At 70.1% G+C, this 22,107-nt stretch carries 23 protein-coding genes; 5 read left to right on the top strand and 18 right to left on the bottom strand.

The window, feature by feature from the left end; translation table 11 throughout:
* The 9 genes from fliS to ACIQ6S_RS05520 all read right to left on the bottom strand — a co-directional run bounded on the left by fliS (window position 1) and on the right by ACIQ6S_RS05520 (window position 11,314).
* A complete protein-coding gene (gene fliS, locus ACIQ6S_RS05480; protein ID WP_397607475.1) occupies window positions 1–384 on the bottom strand; it encodes a flagellar export chaperone FliS in 384 nt (127 codons plus the stop codon).
* A 6-nt stretch (window positions 385–390) separates the two neighbouring features.
* Window positions 391–1,719, bottom strand: a complete 1,329-nt coding sequence (gene fliD / locus ACIQ6S_RS05485) for a flagellar filament capping protein FliD (protein ID WP_397607476.1) — start codon at window positions 1,717–1,719, stop codon at window positions 391–393.
* Between the two features lie 89 nt (window positions 1,720–1,808).
* Window positions 1,809–3,023 carry a flagellin gene (locus tag ACIQ6S_RS05490; RefSeq protein ID WP_397607477.1) on the bottom strand — a complete coding sequence of 405 codons (1,215 nt, stop codon included), beginning with the start codon at window positions 3,021–3,023 and terminating at the stop codon, window positions 1,809–1,811.
* Window positions 3,024–3,240: 217 nt separating this feature from the next.
* The gene (locus ACIQ6S_RS05495) at window positions 3,241–4,464 is read right to left on the bottom strand and encodes a flagellin (protein ID WP_397607478.1); all 1,224 of its coding nucleotides are present in this window, start codon (window positions 4,462–4,464) and stop codon (window positions 3,241–3,243) included.
* A 101-nt stretch (window positions 4,465–4,565) separates the two neighbouring features.
* Window positions 4,566–5,765, bottom strand: coding sequence for a flagellin (locus tag ACIQ6S_RS05500; RefSeq protein ID WP_397607479.1), 1,200 nt, complete (start codon window positions 5,763–5,765; stop codon window positions 4,566–4,568).
* 150 nt (window positions 5,766–5,915) lie between these two features.
* Complete coding sequence (gene flgL / locus ACIQ6S_RS05505) at window positions 5,916–7,136, bottom strand: flagellar hook-associated protein FlgL (RefSeq protein WP_397607480.1); 1,221 nt, start codon at window positions 7,134–7,136, stop codon at window positions 5,916–5,918.
* Window positions 7,137–7,148: 12 nt separating this feature from the next.
* The gene (gene flgK / locus ACIQ6S_RS05510; RefSeq protein WP_397607481.1) at window positions 7,149–9,032 is read right to left on the bottom strand and encodes a flagellar hook-associated protein FlgK; all 1,884 of its coding nucleotides are present in this window, start codon (window positions 9,030–9,032) and stop codon (window positions 7,149–7,151) included.
* Window positions 9,032–10,156 carry a flagellar assembly peptidoglycan hydrolase FlgJ gene (flgJ, locus tag ACIQ6S_RS05515; protein WP_397607482.1) on the bottom strand — a complete coding sequence of 375 codons (1,125 nt, stop codon included), beginning with the start codon at window positions 10,154–10,156 and terminating at the stop codon, window positions 9,032–9,034. Before flgJ ends, flgK begins: the two co-directional genes overlap by 1 nt.
* A gap of 9 nt (window positions 10,157–10,165) precedes the next feature.
* The gene (locus ACIQ6S_RS05520) at window positions 10,166–11,314 is read right to left on the bottom strand and encodes a flagellar basal body P-ring protein FlgI (protein ID WP_397607483.1); all 1,149 of its coding nucleotides are present in this window, start codon (window positions 11,312–11,314) and stop codon (window positions 10,166–10,168) included.
* A gap of 172 nt (window positions 11,315–11,486) precedes the next feature.
* Between ACIQ6S_RS05520 and ACIQ6S_RS05525 the strand changes: the two genes are divergently transcribed.
* Window positions 11,487–12,209 carry a hypothetical protein gene (locus ACIQ6S_RS05525; protein WP_397607484.1) on the top strand — a complete coding sequence of 241 codons (723 nt, stop codon included), beginning with the start codon at window positions 11,487–11,489 and terminating at the stop codon, window positions 12,207–12,209.
* Window positions 12,210–12,236: 27 nt separating this feature from the next.
* Here ACIQ6S_RS05525 and flgH read toward each other — a convergent pair whose 3' ends face one another.
* From flgH to ACIQ6S_RS05565, 8 genes are all read right to left on the bottom strand, one after another.
* Window positions 12,237–12,920, bottom strand: coding sequence for a flagellar basal body L-ring protein FlgH (gene flgH / locus ACIQ6S_RS05530; protein ID WP_397607485.1), 684 nt, complete (start codon window positions 12,918–12,920; stop codon window positions 12,237–12,239).
* Window positions 12,921–12,928: 8 nt separating this feature from the next.
* Window positions 12,929–13,714, bottom strand: a complete 786-nt coding sequence (flgG, locus tag ACIQ6S_RS05535) for a flagellar basal-body rod protein FlgG (RefSeq protein WP_297865535.1) — start codon at window positions 13,712–13,714, stop codon at window positions 12,929–12,931.
* A gap of 12 nt (window positions 13,715–13,726) precedes the next feature.
* Entirely contained in the window at window positions 13,727–14,482 is a 756-nt protein-coding gene (locus ACIQ6S_RS05540; RefSeq protein WP_397607486.1) for a flagellar basal body rod protein FlgF, read from the bottom strand.
* A gap of 26 nt (window positions 14,483–14,508) precedes the next feature.
* Window positions 14,509–15,732: a flagellar hook protein FlgE gene (gene flgE / locus ACIQ6S_RS05545; protein ID WP_397607487.1), complete on the bottom strand. Its 1,224-nt coding sequence runs from the start codon at window positions 15,730–15,732 to the stop codon at window positions 14,509–14,511.
* 57 nt (window positions 15,733–15,789) lie between these two features.
* Entirely contained in the window at window positions 15,790–16,467 is a 678-nt protein-coding gene (locus ACIQ6S_RS05550) for a flagellar hook capping FlgD N-terminal domain-containing protein (RefSeq protein ID WP_397607488.1), read from the bottom strand.
* A 20-nt stretch (window positions 16,468–16,487) separates the two neighbouring features.
* Complete coding sequence (gene flgC / locus ACIQ6S_RS05555) at window positions 16,488–16,895, bottom strand: flagellar basal body rod protein FlgC (RefSeq protein ID WP_397596511.1); 408 nt, start codon at window positions 16,893–16,895, stop codon at window positions 16,488–16,490.
* Window positions 16,896–16,920: 25 nt separating this feature from the next.
* Entirely contained in the window at window positions 16,921–17,358 is a 438-nt protein-coding gene (locus ACIQ6S_RS05560; RefSeq protein WP_397607489.1) for a flagellar basal body protein, read from the bottom strand.
* Window positions 17,359–17,446: 88 nt separating this feature from the next.
* Window positions 17,447–18,388: a chemotaxis protein CheV gene (locus ACIQ6S_RS05565; RefSeq protein WP_297865660.1), complete on the bottom strand. Its 942-nt coding sequence runs from the start codon at window positions 18,386–18,388 to the stop codon at window positions 17,447–17,449.
* Window positions 18,389–18,550: 162 nt separating this feature from the next.
* Between ACIQ6S_RS05565 and flgA the strand changes: the two genes are divergently transcribed.
* The 4 genes from flgA (at window position 18,551) to ACIQ6S_RS05585 (ending at window position 21,427) form a co-directional block, all read left to right on the top strand.
* Window positions 18,551–19,324 carry a flagellar basal body P-ring formation chaperone FlgA gene (flgA, locus tag ACIQ6S_RS05570; protein ID WP_397607490.1) on the top strand — a complete coding sequence of 258 codons (774 nt, stop codon included), beginning with the start codon at window positions 18,551–18,553 and terminating at the stop codon, window positions 19,322–19,324.
* A gap of 127 nt (window positions 19,325–19,451) precedes the next feature.
* Window positions 19,452–19,778: a flagellar biosynthesis anti-sigma factor FlgM gene (gene flgM / locus ACIQ6S_RS05575; protein WP_297876736.1), complete on the top strand. Its 327-nt coding sequence runs from the start codon at window positions 19,452–19,454 to the stop codon at window positions 19,776–19,778.
* A 21-nt stretch (window positions 19,779–19,799) separates the two neighbouring features.
* Entirely contained in the window at window positions 19,800–20,129 is a 330-nt protein-coding gene (locus ACIQ6S_RS05580; RefSeq protein WP_397607491.1) for a flagellar protein FlgN, read from the top strand.
* Window positions 20,130–20,173: 44 nt separating this feature from the next.
* Complete coding sequence (locus ACIQ6S_RS05585) at window positions 20,174–21,427, top strand: ATP-binding protein (RefSeq protein ID WP_397607492.1); 1,254 nt, start codon at window positions 20,174–20,176, stop codon at window positions 21,425–21,427.
* 1 nt (window position 21,428) lies between these two features.
* On the opposite strand, the gene ACIQ6S_RS05590 is transcribed toward ACIQ6S_RS05585, so the two are convergent.
* The gene (locus ACIQ6S_RS05590; RefSeq protein WP_397607493.1) at window positions 21,429–22,097 is read right to left on the bottom strand and encodes a potassium channel family protein; all 669 of its coding nucleotides are present in this window, start codon (window positions 22,095–22,097) and stop codon (window positions 21,429–21,431) included.
* Window positions 22,098–22,107: the final 10 nt, after the last annotated feature.

Below are 22,107 nucleotides of genomic sequence, written 5' to 3' on the forward strand. Positions count from 1 at the left end.
TCAGGCCGGCTTGATCTGCTTCCACGCGGCAAAGACGTCGTCCAGCAGGCCGGCCACTTCGCCAAAGCCCTGCGCGTCGTTGGCGGCGTTGGCGGCGACGATGCGCCGCGAGGCGTAGTCGTAAAGGGCCTCCAGCCGCGCGGCGATGTCGCCGCCCTGGCTGAAATCGAGGCAACCGGACAGCGAATCGACGATGGCGCCGGCTTCGGAGGCGGCCTTGGCCTTGCGCATGAGGTCGCCGCTGGCGATGCAGGCCTCGGCCATGCGCAGGCGCTGGATGGCGCCTTCGAGCATGAGCGCGATCAGCTGGTGTGGGTCGGCCTCGTGCACGCGGGTTTCGACGGCGGTGCTGCGGTAGGCGGCGGCGGGGTTGCGGGTGGTCATCGGGGATCAACCAGCGCCGGGAAGGCGCGCGAGTTCCTGGGTGAGAAAGGACGACGTGCTTTGCAGCTGCGAAACGAGACCGTCGAGCGCAGTGAACTGGCGCCGGTAGTTGTCCTCGATGCGGGCGATGCGCACGTCGAGGCGGTCGCGGTCGCTCAACAGGCCCTTCAGGCGATCGTTCAACGCCTTGGTTCGGGCGTCGAGCAGGCCGGTGTTCGGGGCGACGGCGCCTTCGAGGCGGGCGGAAAGCACGGCGCCGAGGCTGCCCACGCGCTCCTTGTCGAACAGGCGCTCCACCGCGGAGGGACTGGCGGCGAGTGCGGCGTCGAACTTGCTGACGTCGATGCTGAGCGAGCCGTCCTTGCTGCTCTTGATGCCGAGCGTGCTGAGCTCGGCGAAGGCGTCACCAATGGCACCGCGAAGCTGCTGCTGCAGGCCACGCACGGCGGCATCGCCGAGCAGCGGCCCGCCGGTACGCGATTCGGCGTTGTAGGCGCTGGCGTTGCGGAGCTGGGTCAGGGCGGCGTTGTACGAACCGACGAAGGTCTGGAGTGCGGTGCGGACGTTCGCGTTGTCGGCGACGATGTCGAGCGTGAAGGTGCTGTTGTCCTGCGCCTTGGTCAGGTCGATCGTGACGCCACTGATGAGATCGGTCAGGCGGTTGCTGTCCGCCGTCCGGGTGACGCCGTCCACCTTGACCACGGCATTCGTCGCCGTCGTGGTGACCGCGAGGCCATTGGTGAACGTGGCGATGCTGCCCGTGGCGTTGATGGTGATGGCGCCGGCGGTGCCCGCCTTGGCGGCGTTGAGCACCAGCACGCTGCCGGAGTCGCCGTTGACGACGGTCGCCGCAAGGCCCTTACCGGCGGTCGCCGTGTTGATGGCGTCGCGCAGCTGGGTGATGGTGTTGGTGGCGCCGAGCGTGACGTTGAAGGTCTCGGTGCCGACGGTGAAGCTCAGGGTGCCGCTGCCGAGATCGGCACTGGTGGTGACGGGGCCGCTCTGGCGCTTCTGCGCCGTCGCCAGCGACTCGACCTCGATGGTGTAGCGCCCGAGGGCGGCGGCGCTGGTGGCCGTCGCCGTGAATCCGGCGTCGGCCTGGATGGTGGCCTTGCGGCCGGCGACACCGCTGCTGCCATCGAGCGCGTTCGCGGCCGTGCGCAAGCTGGAGAGCGCGGTCTTGATCTGGTTGAACGCGGTGAGGTCGGCGCGGGCGTCGGTTTCCCGGCGGGCGATCCGCTGCTCCTGCGGCGCGCGCTCGGCCGCCACCAGCTGGGAGACCAGCTGGTTGACGTTGATGCCGGACCCGATGCCGGGACTGGAAATCGAACCCATGGCGAACTCCTCGACTCTGCTGGATATCGGCCGCGCCCCCGGGGCCTGAAGCTACGCCGCCGGGGGAAGGGCCGCCAGTGCGCGCCGGTTCAGCCCCGCAGGAGGGTCAGGACGTTCTGCGGGATCTGATTGGCCTGGGCCAGCATCGCCGTGCCGGCCTGCTGCAGGATCTGCGTGCGGGTCAGTTCGGCGGTTTCGCGGGCGTAGTCGGCGTCGCGGATGCGGCTGCGCGAAGCCGTCAGGTTCTCGGAGTTCGTCGTCAGGTTGGCGATCACCGAGCTGAAGCGGTTCTGGATGGCACCCAGGTCGGCGCGGCCCCCGTTCACCGTCGTCAGCGAGAGGTCGACGATCGACAGGGCGCGGCCGGCCCCGACGACGGTGGAGATGTCGAGGGTGTCGAGGTAGGCCGGGTTGCTGGCCGGTGCCACCGTGTTCGCCGCCGGCGCCGTGCCGAGGGTGATGCCGGCGGTGCTGCTGCTGACGGCACCGTAGGCGACGGCGTAGCCAGCGAACGCGCCGTTCGCATCGACCGCCTGGCGGACCGACGAGAACGTGATGTCGACGCCGTTGGCGGCGACTTCGGCATAGAGGCCGGTTTCGCCGATGCGGGCGTTGATGGCGGCGGCGATGCGGCCCACCACGGTGCTCGCGGTATCGCCGATGCGCACCTCGACGTCATCGATGGCGATGGCGGTGCCGAGGCTGTCGGTGACGGTGATGCCCGAGATGGTGGCGGCGGCGGTCGCCGTGCCGGTCACCACACCGGCGCCGGTGAAGGTGTCGAACACCGCCCCGCCCAGGGCCTCGGCGCGGGTGTCGGCGGTCTCGGTGATGGCGATGGCCTGGCCGGCGTTGGCACCGACCTGGAACAGCTGCGCCGTGAACGAGCCGTCCAGCAGCTTGGTGCCGTTGAATTCCGCTTGTTTGGCCACGCGGTCGACTTCGTCGATGAGCTGCTGAACTTCGGAATTCAGCGCATCGCGGTCGCTCTGGCTGTTGGTGGCGTTCGCCGACTGCACGGCCAGCTCGCGGATGCGCTGCAGGTTGGAACCGACTTCGCCGAGGGCGCCTTCGGCCACCTGGGCGAGCGAGATGCCGTCGTTGGCGTTGCGGGCGGCCTGGTTGAGGCCGCGGATCTGGGTGGTGAAACGTTCGGAGATGGCCAAGCCGGCGGCGTCGTCCCGGGCGCTGTTGATGCGCAGGCCCGAGGACAGCCGCTGGATGGTCGTCGCCAGCGAGGCGCTGTTCGCCTGGAGATTCCGCTGGGCATTCAGCGAAATCGTGTTGGTATTGATGATGCTCATGTCCGTTGGATCCTCGAGGAGATGGGAAGAGCCCTGCGGGCCAAGGCCCGGCAGGACACGCGGACCCCTCACGGCATCCGCCGACCGCCGGCTTCCCGACAGGTCTGCCCCAGAGCTGCAAGCCCCGTGCCATACACCACGAACGCGGGCACGCCAAAGGAAACGGGCCGGAGGTCGCCCCCCGGCCCGGTGCCCGAACATCATTGGAAGGGGCGGCTTACCGGAGCAGCGCCAAAACGTTGGCCGGGATCTGGTTGGCCTGCGCCAGCATCGAGGTGCCGGCCTGTTGCAGGATCTGCGTGCGGGTCAACTCGGCGGTCTCGCGGGCGTAGTCCGCGTCGCGGATGCGGCTGCGGGAGGCCGTCAGGTTCTCCGCGCTGGTGTTGAGGTTGGCCACCACCGACTGGAAGCGGTTCTGCACGGCACCGAGGTCGGCGCGGGCACCGTTCACCGTGGTCAGGGCCTTGTCGATGATCGTGATGGCTCGACCCGCACCGACGATGGTGCTCACATCGAGGCCATTCAGGCGAGTGACCGAGGTGTTGCTACCCGCACCGCCGGTCACACCGAACGTGGTGATGCCGGCGGCGCTGCTGGTTCCGCCGTTGATGGTGATCCCGGCGGCGACGCCGCTGCTGTTGACCCACTCGGTCACGGATTCCAGCGTCATCGCGACGCCATTGGCGCGAGCCAGCACGCCGGTGTCGGCAACCGCAGCATTGAACGCGGCCTCCATCTTCGTCACCACCTGTGCCGCGGTATCGCCGACGGCGACATCGACATCACCGACGGCGATGGTGTTGCCGTTCGGGCCGACCACGCCGAGCCCGGAGATGGTGCCGGCCGACGTCGCCGTGCCGGAGGCGAAGGTGCCGCCGGTGATGAAGCCGAACGTGGCCGCGCCGATCTGCTCGACACGAACGTCGGCGGTCTTCTGGATGGCGATGGCCTGGCCGGCGTTGGCGCCGACCTGGAACAGCTGGCCGAGGAAGGAACCGTCGAGCAGCTTGGTGCCGTTGAACTCGGCCTGCTTGGCCACGCGGTCGATTTCGTCGACCAGCTGCGTGACTTCGGCGTTCAGGGCGTCACGGTCGCTCTGGCTGTTGGTGGCGTTCGCCGACTGCACGGCCAGCTCGCGGATGCGCTGCAGGTTCGTGCCGACTTCGCCGAGGGCGCCTTCCGCCGTCTGCGCCAGCGACACGCCGTCGTTGGCGTTGCGGACGGCGACGTTCAGGCCGCGGATCTGGGTGGTGAAGCGCTCGGAAATCGCCAGGCCGGCCGCGTCGTCGCGGGCGCTGTTGATGCGCAGGCCCGAGGACAGGCGCTGGATCGTCGTCGCCAGCGAGGCCGAGTTCGACTGCAGGTTGCGCTGGGCATTCAGCGAAATCGTGTTGGTGTTGATGACGGACACAGCCGCTCCCCTCGGCGCACCCGGAGGCATCGCCGCGCGAATTCAGGACAAAGAAAAGGCGGGCCCGGGCTCGGGCCCGCCTTCGGGCATTGCGGATCGGGACGCCGGCACGAGGCCGGCGCCCGGATCGATTACCGCAGCAGCGAGAGGACGTTCTGCGGGATCTGGTTGGCCTGGGCCAACATCGCCGTACCGGCCTGCTGCAGGATCTGCGTGCGGGTCAGCTCGGCGGTTTCCTTCGCGTAGTCCGCGTCGCGGATTCGGCTGCGGGAGGCCGTCAGGTTCTCGGAGCTGGTGTTGAGGTTGGCCACCACCGACTGGAAGCGGTTCTGCACCGCACCGAGGTCGGCGCGGGCGCCGTTCACCGTGGTCAGGGCCTTGTCGATGATCGCCAGGGCCTGGCCGGCGCCACGCACCGACGAGATGTCGAGATCGTCGAGGAAGGCCGAGGCCGGCGCGACGGTGTTCTGGGCCGGGGCCGACGCCAAGGTGATGCCGGCCGCCGTGCTGGTCACCGTGCCGGTGTTGACGATGAAGCCGGTGAAGGCACCGCTGGCATTGACCGACTCGCGCACCGAGGCGAAGTCGATGTTGGTGCCGTCGGCCGTAGCCAGCACGCCGGTCTCGCCGATCTTGGCATTGATGGCCGCGACGATCTTGCCCGTGACGACGGCGCCGGTGTCGCCGATGGCGATCTCGACGTCATCGATGGCGACCGCGTTGCCGAGGCTGTCGGTCACCGAGATGCCGGTGATCGTGGTGGCAGCCGTCGCGGTGCCGGTGGCGGCGCCCGCGTTGTCCTCGGAATCGAACACCGCGCCGCCCAGGGAAGCAGCCTGCGCATTGGCGGTCTTCTCGATGGCGATGGCCTGGCCGGCGTTGGCGCCGACCTGGAACAGCTGGCCGAGGAAGGAGCCGTCGAGCAGCTTGGTGCCGTTGAACTCGGACTGCTTCGCGACGCGGTCGATTTCGTCGACCAGCTGGTTCACTTCGGCGTTCAGGGCGTCACGATCGCTCTGGCTGTTGGTGGCGTTCGCCGACTGCACGGCCAGCTCGCGGATGCGCTGCAGGTTCGTGCCGACTTCGCCGAGGGCACCTTCCGCCGTCTGCGCCAGCGACACGCCGTCATTGGCGTTGCGGACGGCGACGTTCAGGCCGCGGATCTGGGTGGTGAAGCGCTCGGAAATCGCCAGGCCGGCCGCGTCGTCGCGGGCGCTGTTGATGCGCAGGCCCGAGGACAGGCGCTGGATCGTCGTCGCCAGCGAGGCCGAGTTCGACTGCAGGTTGCGCTGGGCGTTCAGCGAAATCGTGTTGGTATTGATGACGCTCATGGACTTGGTCTCCGGGTCGGATGGTGTGCCGGTCCAGCGCCGAGCTGTCCGGGGCCGCGGTGGGGGGCCGTGGCCCGGTGCTCCCGCTGCTGTATGCAGTAACGGCGCTACCGGCCGGAGCTTTAGGCCCCGGAGACTGGGTTTTGTGGATCAGCGCAAATAATTGAACAGCGAGAGGCTGGCGATGCGCTGGAAGCTGAGCTGGGCGGCGTCCAAGGCCGTGCTCTGCTGGGCGAGGCGGCTGGCGGCCTCGGCGATGTTCACGTCCCGCAGGTCGGAGAGCGTGGTCTTCAGGGTGACCGTGGTGGCCTCGCGCAGGGCACTGGCCTCGTCGATGCCGGCCAAGCGGGCGCCGCCGGCAGCCCGCTTGTCGACGAAATGGTCCTGGGCCGAGGAGACGTTGGCCAGGGCCACGAAGATCGCGTTCTGCTGGCGCACCCGCTCGGTGACGGTGGTGGCCGGGGCCTCGAGGCTGTCGGCCAGCGCATCGAGGGTGCCGAAGATGTCCTGGCGGCCGGCGGGGTCGATGTTGAAGACGTCGCCCGTGGCCGGCTCGCCGTTGAGGCGCAGCTGCAGGCCCTCGAAGCTCAGCGTGTCGCCCGGGGCATAGGTGCCCGTCTGCGGAGGCAGCAGCGGGGCGCCGCCGGCGTCCTGGATCTCGTAAGTCGTCGGCGAGGTGAAGGCCACCCGGTAGCCGACGCTGCCATTGGCGGCCCAGGCGGCCGCGTCGACCACGCCGAAGGTACCGAGCAGGCCGGTGCCGGTGTTCGTCGCGGCAGCGGCCACGGCGACGCGGCCGTCGCCGGTGGAGATGCGCATCCACACCTCGCTGCCGGGTTCGGCGTCGGCCAGGGCCAAGGCCGGGGCCACCTCGATGCGGCGCTGCACCTGGTCGCCCACGTAGGTGACACCGGTGGTGGCATCGACAAAGGGCGGGCGGTCGTCCTGCGCGCCGCCAAACAGGTAGCGGCCGGCCGCGTCGGTGCCATTGGCGATGCCGACCAGGCCCTCGCGGATCTGCCGGATCTCCCGGGCGATGGTCTGGCGGTCGCTGGCCGAGAGCGGGGCGTTCGCGGCCTGGATGGTGAGTTCGCGCACGCGCTGCAGCAGTTCGCCAGCTTCTGTCAGGTTGCTTTCCTGCAGGTTCAGGCGGTTGCCGAGCACGTTGGCGTTGAGGTCGTAGCGTTCCAGCTCGGCCAGCGAGCGGTCGATGGCGGTGGCCGCGCCGGCCGCGAGCGGATCGTCGGCCGCGGTGTTGACCCGTCGGCCGCTGGCGATCTGGTTCTGCGTGGCGATCAGGTCGACCTGCCGGCGCAGCAACTGGGCCACGTTGGATTCAAACAGCGAATTGCTGGAGATGCGGTTGGTCATGGCTGTGCTCCGTCAGCGCCGCACGGCCGAGAGGAAGGTCTGGAAGATGGTGTCCGCAATGCTGATGACCTGCGCCGCCGCCTGGTAGGCCTGCTGGAAGCGCAGCAGGTCGGCGGCCTCCTCGTCGAGGTTCACGCCGGACAGGGACTCGCGCTGCTGCACCAGCGCCTCGTCGATCGCCTTCTGGCTGTCGAGCGAGAAGCTGGTCTCGCGCGCGGCCGAGCCGATGCGCGTGGTCTGCGCGACGATCGCGTCGTTGAGCGAGTTGGCGCCGCCGCCGAGCACGCGGGAATCATCCAGCTGCGCCCAGGCCCGCATGTTCGTGTTGTCGCTGGAGTTCGAGACGTTGGCCCCGACGCGGAAGGTGTCGCCGGCCCGCGGCACGCCGTCGAGCACGAGGCGCCAGCCGTTCGCATCGATGTTGGCGCCCGGCGTGTAGGCCTGCGCCGGGCCGCCGTTGAGACTGAACGTGGTGGGCGTCAGGAACTGGACCGTCGCCGGCGTGGTGAGTGCGGCGTTGGTCGGGTCGAGCACCGCCAGCGAGACCACGCGGCCCTGCCCGAGGTTGGTCAGGTCGGCGCTCGGCCGGATGCGGCTGGCGGCGGCGATGCGGTTCGGGTCGTTGATGGCCAGCGCGATATCGCGCGCGGCGTTGCTGGTCGGTTCGATCAGGAAGCGGTCGTTGGCCGCGGCCGCACCGGAAACCACCACCTCGATGCCGTTGACGACGAAGGGGCTGGCCACGGTCCCGAGGCCGGCCAGCGCGACCGGCGCGCCATTGTCCCCGCGACGCGCAGTCCAGTTCGCGCCGTCGAAGCGGAACTCCAGCGGCACGCCGTCCAGCGCGCCGACATCGGCGATGTCGACGGCGAGCGTGGCGGTGCCGGTGTTGTTGCGGTTGGCCAGCGGCTGCGGCGCAGCCAAGGCGAAGAAGTCGGTGCCGACGTTGCCGTTGAGGTCGAGGCCGGCGGCGCTCTGGCCATTGACGATCTCGGCCAGCGTCGCGGCGATGCGGCCCAGTTCGGCGCGGCCGGCATCCACCAGTTCGGCACGCGAGGACAGCGCGCCGCCCAACTGGCCGGCGATGCTGCCGGCACCCAGGCGCACGGTGCCCGTCGTGGTCTCCAGTGCGAGCACCACGCGGTCGTTTCGGAAGTCGTCCTGCACGGTGACGAAGCGCGAAGCCGTGGCGCCGACCACGATCGGCTGGCCGCCGGTGGTGAAGACGTTGAGCGAGCCATCCTCCTGCGGCAGCGTGGTGACGCCGGTGAGCGTCGCCACCTGGGCCACGAGGCGGTCGCGCTGGTCGAGCAGGTCGGGCGAGGCGTTGGCCGGGCCGTTGCGGGCGATCTCGACGTTGAGGCGGGCGATCTCGCTGGCCAGCCGGTTCACTTCCTCGGCGCCGCCGGTCAGGCGCGCGTTGATCTCGCGGTCGATCTGGTCGAGCCCACCCTGCAGCTGGTCGAAGCGGGCGACGAGGGCCTCGGCACGGCCGAGCAGTTCAGTGCGGGCGGCCTGCGAGGCCGGCTCGGCGGCCACGCCCTGCGCGGCGTCGAAGAAGGCCGAGAACGGCTGGGCAAGGCCGGTGGTGGCGTCGGTGAACAGCTGGTCGATGCGCAGCGCGAAGCCGTTCACGAGGTCGAGGCGGCCGATCTCGCCCTGGCTGTCGAGCAGGCGGTTGGTGACCAGGGTGTCGGAGAGGCGCGTGATGCTGGCGATCTGCACGCCGGCACCGATGTAGTTGTTGCGCAGGCCGTCGCCGGGGCGGTTGGACAGCTCGACGCGCTGTCGCGTGTAGCCGTCCACCGTCGCGTTGGCGATGTTGTGGCTGCTGGTGGCCAGCGCGCGCTGGAAGGCCAGCAGGGCACTGGTGCCGTTGCCGAGGATGCTGGGCATCAGAAGGCTCCCATGCCGCTGGCGGCAAACATCAGGTTGCGGGCCGACGGGGCGGTCGGACCGGTGGCGTCGTCGATGTCGAGGCGGGCCAGCGCGCGGTTCAGCGCCGGGCCGGTGGCGATGGCTTCGATCTTCCGGGCGTAGGCCGGATCGGTGGCGTAGCCGCCGCGTTGCAGGGCCGCGGCGAAACCGCGGATGTCGTCCCCCGCATTCAGCGCGCCGGCGTAGCGCGGGCTGCGCTTCAGCAGGGCGGCGTAGTCGTTGAAGCTCTGCTCGACGCCGTCGTAGGCGCGGAAGGCCGCGCGTTCGGTGCGGAAGCCGCCATTCGCGAACTCCTGCGTCGCCGTGGCCACGCTGCCGCCGCGCCAGCCGCCGGTGGCCTTGATGCCGAAGTAGTTGTTCGCCGTTTGGCCGTTGGCGGAAATCGTGCTGCGGCCCCAGCCGGTCTCGAGCGCCGTCTGCGCGACGATGGCGCGCGGGTCGACGCCGAGTTCGCGGCCGATCTTCTGCGCGTGCGGCCAGACCTTGGCGACGAAGGCGTCGACGCGGGCGTTGCCCGGGCCTGCCGTCGCGGAGGGCGCGGGTTCGGTTGCGGCGCTGGCGCGCACGGCCGGCATCATCCGCGGCACGTCGGCGGCAGCGATCCAGTTCGGTCGGGCCGAGGCATTCGAGGCAGCGAGCGCCGGCGTCGACGCGCCCGTGGGCGGAGACAGCGGCAGGGGCGCCGCTCCGGCCTCGCGCAGCACCGGCTTCGCCGCCAGCGGGCGGGTATAGGTGTCGAGCGGCAGCATCGGCGCGCTGCCGGCTTTCGGCATCGAGAGCGGCAGGGCCTGGACGGCGTCTTCCGCCCCCCCGCCGGCCTGGCGCGTGAGCTGCCGGGCAATCATCGTGGAGAGCCCGAGGCCTTTGCCTTCGGTTAGCGACTTCGCGATCTGTTCGTCGTAAAGCTCGCGGAACTGGCCGGCGGCGCCGGGGAACATCGTGTCGCCGAGCGCCGTCTCGCGCATCTGCTTGATCATCATCTGCGCGAACAGGCCTTCCATCTGCCGCGCGACCTTGTCGATCTGCGCGGCGTCGTTGGCCGGCGGCGGCGAAAGCGGCAGGGGACGGGCGTCGACGCGCATGGCCGTGGCTCAGATGATTTCCAGCTCGGCGCGCAGCGCGCCAGCCTGTTTCAGGGCTTCGAGGATGGCGATCACGTCGCCCGGCGCGGCCCCTACTTCGTTCACGGCGCGCACGATCTGGTCGAGCGACGTGCCGCCGCGGAACAGGAACATGCGCGAGCCGTCGACGGTGGCTTCCACGGTGGATTCCGGCGTCACCACGGTCTCGCCCTGGCTGAAGGGCGCCGGCTGGCTGACGTTGGCGGCTTCGGTGATGGTGACCGTGAGCGAACCGTGCGCGACGGCGGCCGGCATCACCTGCACGTTGCTGCCGATCACGACGGTGCCGGTGCGGGCGTTGACGACCACCTTGGCGGCGATCTGGCCGGGGTCGAGCGTCAGGTTCTCGACGCGGGCGAGGAAGGCCACGCGCGCGCCGGCGTCGGTGGGCGTCTGCACCTGCACGGTGCCAGCGTCGAGCGCCGTGGCGGCCGCCTCGCCGAAGGCCTTGGTCAGGGCGTCGACCATCCGGCTGGCGGTGGTGAAATCGGGCTGGTGCAGGTTGAGCATCAGCGTGCCACCGGCGCCGCTCTGCGCCAGCGCATCCGGGATCGCACGCTCGACGATGGCGCCGTTCGGGATGCGGCCGGAGCTGGGGATGTTCACGGAAACGCGCGAGCCGTCGCTACCTTCGGCGCCAAAGCCACCGACCACGAGGTTGCCCTGGGCGATGGCGTAGACCTGGCCATCGGCGCCCTTCAGCGGCGCCATCAGCAGGGCGCCGCCGCGCAGGCTGACGGCATTGGAAATCGAGGACACGGTGACGTCGATGACCTGCCCCGGGCGCGCGAAGGGCGGCAGCTCGGCATGGATGGCGACCGCCGCCACGTTCTTCACCTGCGGATTGATCCCCGGCGGCACCGTCACGCCGAGCTCGTCGAGCAGGTTCTTGAGGCTCTGGGTGGTGAAGGGCGACTGGCTGGTGCGGTCGCCGGTGCCGTCCAGGCCGACCACGAGGCCATAGCCGATCAGGGGATTGCCACGCACGCCCTCGATCTGGGCGAGGTCCTTGATGCGCTCGACGGCGCTGGCCGGGGCGGTGGCCAAGGCAGCCAGCAGCGCCAGCAGCGCCAGCAGGCTGGTGTGGAGGGAACGGGATCGGGCGGCGTTGGGCAGCATCGGAAGTCTCCAGCGGTATCGACCGCTCGGGCGGGAACTTGCAATTCCCGGGCCAGACCGCCCCGGCGGCGTCCGCCCACCCTTGGATGCGGCGTTTTCCTACAGGCCGGGCCGAAATCCCGGCGCAGGATTCGCGGGCTCCACCCCCTCCCCCGCCTCATGGAGAACCGCGATGATCCGCACCCCGTTCGCCCTGGCCGCCCTCGCGGCCGCCTTGTTCGCCCCGCTCGCCTCCGCCGCCGAACTGACCGACGAGGACGTCGGCGATGCCGCCAGCTTCGCCCAGCCCGTGAAGTGGCTGGGCCTCGTCTCCGGCTTCGTCGAACTCGACACCGACTGCAGCCCCGCCAGCCCGACCGACCCGCCGCGCACGAACTGCATCGTGCTGAATCCGGCACCGGCGATCACCAGCTTCGACCGCCCCGACCTCGACAAGATCACCCTGCCCGGCCGGAGCGCGAAGAGCCTGCTCTGCCACTGGCAGACGCCGATCGCCAGCGTGTTCTGGCAGAACACCACGGCCGCGACCGGCAATGCGCGGATTTCGATCCGGCCGTACTACCGCATCGAGAGCGACGTGCTGGCCGACCCCACCCTGATCAACCCGCAGACCGGGCTGCCCTTCGCCGGGGGTTTCGAAAGCTCGCTCACGGCGGTGAACGAATCGCAGCCGCTCGATCCGGGCCAGTCACAGAACCGCTTCTATACGTTCACGCGGGCCTGCATCGGGGGGCTGGTCTCGCGGAACTTCCTCACCCAATCACTGGGGCTGACCGAGGCTCAGGCCACGCAGATCTTCCGCAAGCCGATCACGATCCGGGCCGGCCTGCGCGGCAACGTCCAGCTCGTGCAGTTCGCCACGATCAACATCGGCACGCGATTCGTCGGCGATTGAGCGGGAGCGCGACGACGGCGCGGCGGCTCAGTTCGGGAACCACGCGCCGTTGAAGAAGCGGTCCAGCCAGCCCATCGCGTTGCTGCGCGCGATCGGCCCGCGGCCGCCGTAGACGATGCGGGCATCCGCCACGCGGGTGCTCGCGATCGTGTTGTCGGGGCCGATGTCGGCAGTGCGGATGATGCCCTGCACCTGGATCAGCTCGTTGCCCTGGTTCAGCGTGAGCTCCTTGCTGCCCTGGATGACGAGGTTGCCGTTCGGCAGCTTCTGCACCACCTGCGCGGTGAGCGTGCCGGTGATCTGGTTGCTCTGCGTCGAGTTGCCATCGCCGGCGAAGTCGCGGGTGTTGGACAGCGAGTTGTCGAGGACGTCCTGGCCACCCACCGTCACCGGGGCGCCGAACACCGTGCCCGACATGCTGTTGGTCGATTCCTTGGTGATCGCCGTGTTGGCGCGCGTGCTGGCCTGGGTGCGTTCCGACAGGTTGATCGTGACGATGTCGCCCACCTCGCGCGCCTTGCGGTCGGTGTAGAGCCGCAGGCCGGGGCCTTCGCGGTAGATGGCGCCGGCGCTCGGCACGGCCGTGGCCTGTACCGGCACCTGCATCACCGCCATCGGCGCCAGCGGCTGGACGTCGCCGCGGATCATCGCGCCGTGGCCGCAGGCGGTGAGCATCAGGAGGACGAGGGCGAGGACGAGGGCGCGCTTCATGGCGGGGCTCAGACGTTGTTGTTGAGGTAGGCCAGCATCTGGTCGGTGGTGCTGATGGCCTTGGCGTTGATCTCGTAGGCGCGCTGCGTCTCGATCATCGCCACCAGCTCTTCCACCGTGTTGACGTTCGAGCTCTCCAGCGAACCCTGCGCCAGCAGGCCGATGCCGGCCTGGCCCGGCGTGCCGGCCTGCGCAGGGCCGGAAGCGCCGCTTTCGAGGAAGAGGTTCTCGCCCTTGGCGAACAGGCCGGAGGGGTTCACGAAGTCGGTGAGGGTGATCTGGCCGACTTCCTGCGGTGCCGCCTGGCCGGCGATCTGCACCGTCACCGTGCCGTCGCTGCCGATCGAGATGGCCTGGGCGCCTTCCGGGATCTGGATGCCCGGCTGGATCGTGTAGCCGGAGTTCGTGACCAGCTCGCCCTGAGCGTTGATCTGGAAGCTGCCGTCGCGGGTGTAGGCCTCGGTGCCGTCGGGCAATAGCACCTGGAAGAAGCCGCGGCCGTTGATGGCGACGTCGAGCGCATTGCCGGTCTGCAGCAGGTTGCCCTGGATGTGGCTCTTGGCCGTGCTGACCACGCGGACGCCGGTACCGAGCTGGAGGCCCGAGGGCAGGTTGGTCTGCTGGGAGCTCGCACCACCCGGCGCGCGCACCTGCTGGTAGAGCAGGTCTTCGAAACTGGCGCGGTCGCGCTTGAAGCCCGTCGTGTTGACGTTGGCCAGATTGTTGGCCACCACCGACATGCGCGTCTGCTGCGCGTCGAGGCCGGTCTTGGCGATCCAAAGGGCGGGGTTCATGGCGCGTCTCCTTTAGCGGGCGCGCAGCAGCGTGTTCGCCGCCTGCGCGTTCTCGTCGCCGCTGCGGATGACCTTGAGGTTCATCTCGAACTGCCGCGAGAGGGAAATCATGGCCACCAGCTGTTCGGTGGCATTGACGTTGCTGTTCTCCAGCACGCCGCTCATCAGCACCTCGCCGGCCGCCGCCTGCGGCTGCGCCGCCGGATCGGTGGAGGTCGGGCGGAACAGCCCGTCCTCGCCGCGCTGGAGCTTCGTGGGATCGGCGCGGACGACGCCGATGCGGGCGACGTTCTGCGCCGTACCGGTGGCATCGCCGAGGGCGACGATGGCGACGGTGCCGTCGCCGCCGACCGAGAGGCTCTGGAACGGCGGCAGCGCGATGGGCTGGCCGGAATCATCCATCACCGGCTCGCCGCGGCCGTTCATCAGCCGGCCGGTGGCATCGAGCTTGAGGTCGGTGGCGCGCGTGTAGGCGGGCTTGCCGCCGCGGTCGGCAACGCTCATCCACAGGTCCGCGCCGTTGAGCGCGAAGTCCAGCGGATTGCCCGTGGTCTGCAGGCTGCCGCCGGTGGCATCGAAGCCGCCGACGTCGCCCATCGTGTAGGTGCGCGAGCCGACCTCGCCGCCCTTGGCCGGGAAGGCCTCGGTGGCGTGCAGCAGCGCCTTGAAGCCGGCGGTGGAGACGTTGGCCAGGTTGTGCGACACCGCGGCCTGGGCGCGCAGGTTGGCCTGCGCTCCCGACATCGCGACGTAAAGGGCCTTGTCCATCGTCGTGCTCCGGTGTCAGCCCGCGATCAACGCAGGTTGATGATGGTCTGCTGGATCTGGTCGGTGGTCTGGATCATCTGCGCGTTGGCCTGGAAGTTGCGCTGCGCGACGATCATGTTCACCAGCTGCTCGGTGAGCTCGACGTTGGAGCCTTCGAGCGCGCCCGAGGTCACCAGGCCGAAGTCCGAGGTGCCGGCCGCGCCGCGGCGCGGGCCGCCGGAGTCGAAGGTCTCCGACCACAGGTTGTCGCCGAGGTTCTGCAGGCCCTGCTGGTTCGGGAAGGTGGTGAGCGCGACCTGGCCGAGCGGCGAAGCGACGCCGTTGGTGTAGCGCGCGAACACCACGCCTTCCTGCGAGAACTCGATGCCGATCAGGCGGCCGGTGGTGTAGCCGTCCTGGCGCAGGTCATTGATGGCGAAGCGCTCGCCGTACTGGGTCGAGCTGCGCAGGTCGAGCGTGAGGTTGATGGCCGCGGCGCCGGTGGTCGGCGTGTAGGCCGGCAAGGTCACGAAGCCCGTCGCCGGCGTGGTGAGCGCACCTTGGGCGTCGTACTGCAGCGTCTGCGCCGTGCCGACGGCCGTGCCGTCGATGTAGTTGTGCAGCTGCCACTCGTTCGGGTTCGCCGTCTTCACGTAGTACAGCGTCTGCACGTGGGCGACGCCCAGCGAGTCGTACAGCGTGATCGAGGTCGAGTGGTTGAAGGTGTTCGTGTCGTTCGGATCGAAGGGCGCGGCCACCGGCACGGTGCCGTTGGCCGGCAGGTTCGAGCCGACGACCACCTCGGTCGACGCGCTCGGCGCGCTGTCCGTGGTGGTGAGCTGCAGGTCCTGCAGGCGGCCGGTCTCGAAGTTGTTCCCGGACTGGTCCGTCGGCGGGAAGATCTGCAGGCGCGCGCCGGTCGGGTTCACCACGAAGCCGTCGCGGTCCACCTGGAAGTTGCCGGCGCGCGAGTACACGGTCGCGCCGTTGTTGTTCAGGGTGAAGAAGCCGCCACCCGAAACCGCCACGTCGAGGTTGCGGTTGGTGAACTCGATTGGGCCTTGGGTGAACTGCTGCGTGATGCCGGTGACGCGCACGCCGGAGCCGGCGGTGTTGCGCGAGGTGCCGAAGATCGACGCCGCATAGAGGTCGCCGAATTCCGCGCGGCCTTCCTTGAAGCCGGCCGTCGAGACGTTGGCGATGTTGTTCGAGGTCACCGAGAGGTCGGTGGTGGCCGCGTTGATGCCGGAGAGGGCGGTGCGGAAGCTCATGGCGTGACTCCAGGTGCGGTGCAGCGGGTGTTGGCGGTGGTCAAAGCCGGCGAGGCATCAGCCCAATCGGCGGATCGCGGAGAGCGGCGCCGTGCCGAGGCCGCGGAGGTTCAGCAGCATTCCCTGCGGATCGAGCGTGACGCTGTCGATCGGCGCCATGGTCCCGGTTCCGACGGCCTGCGAACCGCGGCCTTCGCCGAAGGTGGCCCGCATCCGGTAGGTGCCTGGCGCCATCGCCTGCCCCTGCTCGTTGCGTCCGTCCCACGCGAAGGGCACGTCGCCGGCCCCTGAGGAAGTGACTTGCAAGCGCCGTACCAGCGCGCCGTTGGCGGTGGTGATCTCGATCGTCACCGGCCCCGCGCCCGGCGTGGCAGCGACACCGCTGGCCGAGAGCACGCCGTCGGCGTCGGCCGAGAGCGGCAGGCGGTCGGTTTCGACGAGGGCGGTGCGGCCGATCAGGCTGGCGCCACGCAGCGCCTGGTCGCCGTTGAACGAGGTGGCCATGTTGTCGATGGCGGTCTCGAGGTCGCCCACGCCCTGCGCCGTCGACATCTGCGCCATCTGGCTGACGAACTCGGCGTTCGAGAGCGGCTTGAGCGGGTCCTGGTTCTTCAACTGCTCGGTCATCAGGCGGAGGAAGTCGGCCTGCGTGAGGTCGGACTTGCCCATGCGGCTCTGGGTCTGCGGGCTGCTGGTGAGGCCGATGCCGTTGGCCACGTTGACGTCGAATGCCATGGTCGATTCCCGGGGCCGCGTCAGCGGCCGATGGTGAGCGTGGCGAGCGCGAGCTCGCGGGCGGAATTGAGCACTTCGACGTTGGCCTGGTAGCCGCGCGAAGCGGAGATGAGGTTCACCATCTGCGCCACCGGATCGACGTCCGGCGCGTAGATGTAGCCCTCGGCGTCGGCCATCGGATGGCCGGGCTCGTAGCGCTTGATGGCCGGTTTCTCGGACGGGTCGACGCGCAGCACCTTCACCCCGCTCATGCCCTCCTGGCCGGGGAGTGGCGCGGTCTCGAAGGTCGGCTCGATGGGCTTGTAGGCGCCGTCGGGCGTCCGCCCCACGGTGTCGGCGTTGGCGAGGTTGGAGGCGATGGTGTTGAGGCGCACCGACTGCGCGGAGAGCGCGCTTCCGGCGACGTCGAAGATGGGCAGGCTGCTCATGGCGATTCCTCAGTGAGCCGCGGCGTCATTGGCCAGTGATCGCGGTCATCAGGCCGCGCACCCGGGATTCGAAGAAGGTCAGCGAGGCGCGGTACTCGAGCACCGCGCGGCCGAAGGCGGCGTTCTCGGTCTCGGTATTCACGGTGTTGCCGTCGAGGCTCGGCTGCAGCGCCTGGCGCGTGGTCACGTAGCGGCGGAAATCCGGCCCGTCAGCGAGGCCCATCGCATCGGCCGCACCGCCACCGCCGCCGCCCACGCCGAGCGGCCCGCGCGAGGGGCCGGCGGAGACGCTGCGCTGGTGGTCTTCGGCGCCCTTCAGCGCACGCTGGAAGTCGAATTCCTGGGCCTGGTAGCCCGGGGTGTCGGCGTTCGCGAGGTTCGACGACAGCACCTTGAGCCGTTGCTCGCGCAGCGGCAGCGACAGGGCGGAAAGACCGAACGGATTGTCGAAGGGACCGGCCATGGGCGGCTCCGGGCGTGGGTTGCCTCGGAGCGGTGCAAGGGCCGTGCCAGACCGGCGGGACGCGCCGGCGGCAGGGTCGGCGGCGGCCTCAGGCCGCGGCTTTCTCGCGCTGGAAGGCCTGCACGCGGGCCAGCACCTTCTCGGCGAGTTCGTTGGCCGAGTACTTGGCCACGAAGGCGTTCGCGCCCACCTGGTCGACCATGGCGTTGTTGAACACGCCGGAGAGCGAGGTGTGCAGCAGCACGAACAGACCGGCCAGCGCCGGGTCGCGGCGGATTTCCGTCGTCAGGGTGTAGCCGTCCATAGAGGGCATCTCGATGTCGGAGATCACCATCGCGTAGTGGCGGGTCACATCGATGCCCTCGGCGGCCAGCTGCTTCAGGTGCTCGATGGCTTGGCGGCCGTCGGACAGCAGGGTCGACGAAACCCCCAGCTGGTCCAGCACGCCGCGAATCTGGTTGCGCGCCACGCGGGAGTCGTCGGTGACGAGGATGCGGACCGGTTCCTCGCCGTTGCCCAGCTTCAGGCGCTGCTCGATCGACTGCAGCATCTTGGCGCCAGTGGCATCGGCCAGCACCGACTCGACGTCGATGACCTGGATGAGCTCGCCGCCGTAGCGGGTGACCGCCGTCAGGTAGCTGTCGTCCACGCCGAGTTCCGGCGGCGGGCGGATGTCCTCGACGGCGATGTTCACGATGCGGTCCACCTCGGCCACGAGGAAGCCCTGCACCGAGCGGTTGAATTCCGTCACCACCAGGTAGGGCGGGTCGAGATGGCGCTCGGGGTAGCGCACCGCGCTGCCGAGGTCGAGGATCGGCACCGAGCGGCCGCGGATGTCGGCAGCGCCGACGAAGCCGGGCGGCAGGCGCGGGATCGGGAACAGCGGCGGTCGGCGCAGCACTTCCTGCACCTTGAAGACGTTCACGCCGAACAGCTGGCGGCCGCCGAGGCGGAACAGCAGCAAGGCCAGCCGGTTGTGGCCGGCCAAGCGGGTGCGCTGGTCGATGCGGTTGAGCAGGTCGCGCGACATGCGGCTCGGCAGCCTCGGATCCATGGGGACAGTCCTTGTCGTTGTCGGCCCGCCCGCGGGCTTCTTGAGCGGGGGTCCCGGTCGGGACGGCCCGTGCACGTGGCGTGCCGCGGCACACCGCTTGCACAGCCTGCCACGACGCATCCGCGCCCGGAGTGACCGATGTCCCGCCCTGAAGCGACCCCGCTACCCGCGCCGGCCCCGCTGCCGCCGCCGCGCTTGCCCGACCTCGCGCGGATCATCCGGCGTGAACGCCGCGTGCCGCGCACCCTGCATGTCGGCCTGCTGACCCTGGCCAGCCTTGCCGCCGGCCTGGTCTTCGCCGGCGAGCTCCGGGCCCAGGACGGCAGCTTCCAGACCGTGGCCTCCATCCGTGCGGCCGCCGAGGGGGCCCTGGCCTCGCCCGGGGCGCGCATCGAGGCCAGCCTCGACCCGGCCCTGCGCATGCCGCCCTGCCCGCACACCCTTCAGGCCCAGGCGCTCTCGGCCGTTAACGTCGAAGTGAGCTGCCCCGACGGCTGGCGCCTGTTCGTGCCGGTCCGGGTGCAGCGGGTGCAGCCGGTGGTGGTGCTGACCGCCGCCGTGGCCCCCGGGCAACCGGTCCCGGCCTCGGCCGTCGGCGTCGAAACCCGCGACACCGCGCGCCTTGGCGCCGCGCCCCTGACCGACCCGGCCCAGGCTATCGGCCAGACCCTGCGCCTCGGCGGACAGGCCGGCCAGGTCCTCCGGCGCAGCGATCTGGTCGCGCAGGCCGTGGTGAAACGCGGCGAGCCGGTGGCCCTGGTGGCCGGCGGCGGTGGTTTCGAGGTGCGGATGGCCGGCCGGGCCCTGGCCGACGCCGGCGCCGGCGAGGTGGTCCGGGTCGAGAACCTGAGCTCCCGCCGGGTCCTGAGCGGCGTGGTGGCTGCCCCCGGCGAGGTCCGGGTCGGCCGATGAGCCCCCCGAAGCTTGGGCCGGCTCACGTTTCCGGCATCGGCGAAAAAATTTCCCCCTTGGGGCTAAAGTCGCGCGGGACACGGCCGATACCGGTCGTGAGGAACCACCCGTTCCGGAGGACACGACCATGACCAACAAGATCGACGGAGCCTCAGCGCCCCGCCCGGCCCCCGCGCCGGCGGCCGCGCCGACGCCGGCCGCCATCGAACGGTCGGGGACCCCGCGCGCCCAAGCCATCGCCGAAACCCAGGCACCGTCTTCGGACAATGTGCGCCTGACCGGCGAAGCCGAGGCCCTGCGGGTCGTGCAGAAGCAGACCAAGGCCGGCCCGCCACCGATGGACATGGCGAAGATCGAAGCGCTGCGCGCGGCACTCGCCGCGGGCACGTATCGCATCGATCCGCAGGAGATCGCCCAGCGCCTCGACGCGCTGGAGCGCCAGCTCAGCGTCTGACGAAGCCCGAGACCCGACCCGATGACCGCCCTCCTGCTTGACGCCCTCGAAGCCGCCCTGCGCGCCGAACGCGATGCCCTCGGCGGGCAGGACGTCGAAGCGCTGCTGCGCTCCACCGAGGCGAAGTTGCAGGCGCTGCGCGCTGCGGAATCGGCCGGTCTCGACAGCGGGGATGCGCCACGCGTCGCCGCCTTGGCCGAGTACAACCGCGAGAACGGCCTGATGCTGGCGCGCCGCCGCCGCGCCGTGGCCTTCGCCCTGCGCCAGCTGGGTCGCAGCGAGGCGGTCGGCTACGACCCGCGTGGCCAACGTGCGCACGGCACCTGGTCGCGGCCTATCGCCGTCGCCTGAGCCGGCGTTAGCCTGTGCACCGTCGTCTTGACGGTGCTTCGCGAATGCCCGACACCCTGCCCGGCCGCTTCTGGCTGCCGAGCCAGCCCAGCAACCCGGAACTCGTCGCCTTCCTCGAGATGATCGAGGAGGGCGTGCTGCTGGTCGATGCCCGGCGGGCCGTGCACTACGCCAACCCCGCCGCCGGCGAGCTGGCGCACCGCGTGGCGGTGGACCCCGCCGACCCGGACAACCCCGCACCCCTCGTCGCCCTGCTGCCGGACGACGTGTTCGACGCCGCGGCCGGTGAAGCCTGGACCGGCGACGTCCGCGACGAGGCCAATGGCGTGGTGTTCGCGCTGCGGCGCTACCCGTGGATCGTCGACGACGCGCCCGCACACCTGCTGTTGCTGCGCGACGTCACCGAAGCGCGCCACCGCCAGGACGAGCTGCGCCGCCGCCACGGTGAGCTGCAGCAGGCCTACGCGCGGCTGGCCAGCGCGCAGGAGCAGCTGCTGCAACAGGAGAAGATGGCCTCGATCGGCCAGCTCGCCGCCGGCATCGCGCACGAGATCAACAACCCGATCGGCTACGTGCACTCCAACCTCGTCAGCCTGCGCGACTACACCAGCGGCCTACTCGAACTCATCCACGCCTACGAACGCGCGCTCGCGCCAAAGCTCGACGAGACGACGCTGGCCACGATCTCGGAAGTACGAGCGCGCGTCGATTTCGACTTCGTCTCCACCGACCTGCCCGAGCTCATCAACGAATCGCGCGAAGGCCTCGAGCGCGTGCGCCGCATCGTGCAGGATCTCAAGGACTTCTCGCATGCCGGGCGCGAGGCCGGCTGGCGCCGCGTCGACCTGCACAAGGGCCTCGAGAGCACGCTCAACATCGTCTGGAACGACCTCAAGTACAAAGCCAAGGTCGAGCGGCAACTGGGCCCGCTGCCGCTGGTCGAGTGCCACCCCAGCGAGGTCAACCAGGTCTTCATGAACCTGCTGCTCAATGCCGGCCACGCCATCGGCGAGCGCGGCACCATCACGCTGGCGAGCGGCCACGACGGCGCGCGGGACGAGGTGTGGATCAGCATCCGCGACAGCGGCCCGGGCATCGACGCCGAGGCCATGCCGCGGATCTTCGATCCGTTCTTCACCACCAAGCCGGTTGGCACCGGCACCGGCCTCGGGCTCTCGATCAGCTACGGCATCGTCAAGAAGCACGGCGGGCGCATCGACGTGGCGAACGGCGCGGAGGGCGGCGCGATCTTCACCGTGGTGCTGCCGGTGCACCAGCCGGTGCGGCTGGGCGAGTGATTCACTCCGAGCGTCGGCGCTGCATGCCAATCAGGCGCGAGATCACGATCGCGAGGTAGAGCACGCCCGTCACCTGCTGGATCATCACCACCGAGCGCGCGACATCGTGCACCGGGGTGATCTCGCCGAAGCCCACCGAGGTGAGGCAGGTGAAGCTGAAGTACAGCAGCTCCCACCAGCCGGTCACGCCATCGGGGTTGTTGGTCGGGTTGATGAAGAACGCGCCGGGCGCGAGGTGCTCGATCACCGCGTAGACGTAGGCGAACACGAAGGCCAGCAGCACGTACAGCGAAGCGAGCGCCCAGAGCTCGTCGAGCGTCATCACGTCGTCGCGCAGCACGTAGCGCAGCAGGCAACTCACCACGAAACCGTGGAACGCCGCCTGCGCAAGCTGGCTGGCCACGTACAGGCCGCTGCCGCCGGACACCACCTCGGCGGCATGCAGCAGCACCGCCGGCACGAGCAGGAACCAGCCCAGCCGCGCCTCCGCGCCGCTGGCGCGCGCGGCACGCAACGCCAACACCAGGATCAGCCAGTCGAAGCCGACCAGCATCAGCCGGCCGCCGGGGATCCCGTCCAGCCACGGCCAGGCGAGCACCTGCGCAAGCAAGGCGAGCAGGAGGAGCAGGTTCGGCAAGCGGCGGAGTTGGCGCAGGATCACGAAGCGCATGCGGCCTCCC

Origin of the sequence: Silanimonas sp., from assembly GCF_044377035.1 — a bacterium.
Taxonomy (GTDB): domain Bacteria; phylum Pseudomonadota; class Gammaproteobacteria; order Xanthomonadales; family Xanthomonadaceae; genus Silanimonas.

Coding starts and splice junctions, on each gene's coding strand:
- fliS (WP_397607475.1), bottom strand. CDS start 384: ATGACCACCCGCAACCCCGCCGCCGCCTACCGCAGCACCGCCGTCGAA.
- fliD (WP_397607476.1), bottom strand. CDS start 1,719: ATGGGTTCGATTTCCAGTCCCGGCATCGGGTCCGGCATCAACGTCAAC.
- ACIQ6S_RS05490 (WP_397607477.1), bottom strand. CDS start 3,023: ATGAGCATCATCAATACCAACACGATTTCGCTGAATGCCCAGCGGAAT.
- ACIQ6S_RS05495 (WP_397607478.1), bottom strand. CDS start 4,464: ATGCCTCCGGGTGCGCCGAGGGGAGCGGCTGTGTCCGTCATCAACACC.
- ACIQ6S_RS05500 (WP_397607479.1), bottom strand. CDS start 5,765: ATGAGCGTCATCAATACCAACACGATTTCGCTGAACGCCCAGCGCAAC.
- flgL (WP_397607480.1), bottom strand. CDS start 7,136: ATGACCAACCGCATCTCCAGCAATTCGCTGTTTGAATCCAACGTGGCC.
- flgK (WP_397607481.1), bottom strand. CDS start 9,032: ATGCCCAGCATCCTCGGCAACGGCACCAGTGCCCTGCTGGCCTTCCAG.
- flgJ (WP_397607482.1), bottom strand. CDS start 10,156: ATGCGCGTCGACGCCCGTCCCCTGCCGCTTTCGCCGCCGCCGGCCAAC.
- ACIQ6S_RS05520 (WP_397607483.1), bottom strand. CDS start 11,314: ATGCTGCCCAACGCCGCCCGATCCCGTTCCCTCCACACCAGCCTGCTG.
- ACIQ6S_RS05525 (WP_397607484.1), top strand. CDS start 11,487: ATGATCCGCACCCCGTTCGCCCTGGCCGCCCTCGCGGCCGCCTTGTTC.
- flgH (WP_397607485.1), bottom strand. CDS start 12,920: ATGAAGCGCGCCCTCGTCCTCGCCCTCGTCCTCCTGATGCTCACCGCC.
- flgG (WP_297865535.1), bottom strand. CDS start 13,714: ATGAACCCCGCCCTTTGGATCGCCAAGACCGGCCTCGACGCGCAGCAG.
- ACIQ6S_RS05540 (WP_397607486.1), bottom strand. CDS start 14,482: ATGGACAAGGCCCTTTACGTCGCGATGTCGGGAGCGCAGGCCAACCTG.
- flgE (WP_397607487.1), bottom strand. CDS start 15,732: ATGAGCTTCCGCACCGCCCTCTCCGGCATCAACGCGGCCACCACCGAC.
- ACIQ6S_RS05550 (WP_397607488.1), bottom strand. CDS start 16,467: ATGGCATTCGACGTCAACGTGGCCAACGGCATCGGCCTCACCAGCAGC.
- flgC (WP_397596511.1), bottom strand. CDS start 16,895: ATGAGCAGCCTGCCCATCTTCGACGTCGCCGGAAGCGCGCTCTCCGCG.
- ACIQ6S_RS05560 (WP_397607489.1), bottom strand. CDS start 17,358: ATGGCCGGTCCCTTCGACAATCCGTTCGGTCTTTCCGCCCTGTCGCTG.
- ACIQ6S_RS05565 (WP_297865660.1), bottom strand. CDS start 18,388: ATGTCGCGCGACCTGCTCAACCGCATCGACCAGCGCACCCGCTTGGCC.
- flgA (WP_397607490.1), top strand. CDS start 18,551: ATGTCCCGCCCTGAAGCGACCCCGCTACCCGCGCCGGCCCCGCTGCCG.
- flgM (WP_297876736.1), top strand. CDS start 19,452: ATGACCAACAAGATCGACGGAGCCTCAGCGCCCCGCCCGGCCCCCGCG.
- ACIQ6S_RS05580 (WP_397607491.1), top strand. CDS start 19,800: ATGACCGCCCTCCTGCTTGACGCCCTCGAAGCCGCCCTGCGCGCCGAA.
- ACIQ6S_RS05585 (WP_397607492.1), top strand. CDS start 20,174: ATGCCCGACACCCTGCCCGGCCGCTTCTGGCTGCCGAGCCAGCCCAGC.
- ACIQ6S_RS05590 (WP_397607493.1), bottom strand. CDS start 22,097: ATGCGCTTCGTGATCCTGCGCCAACTCCGCCGCTTGCCGAACCTGCTC.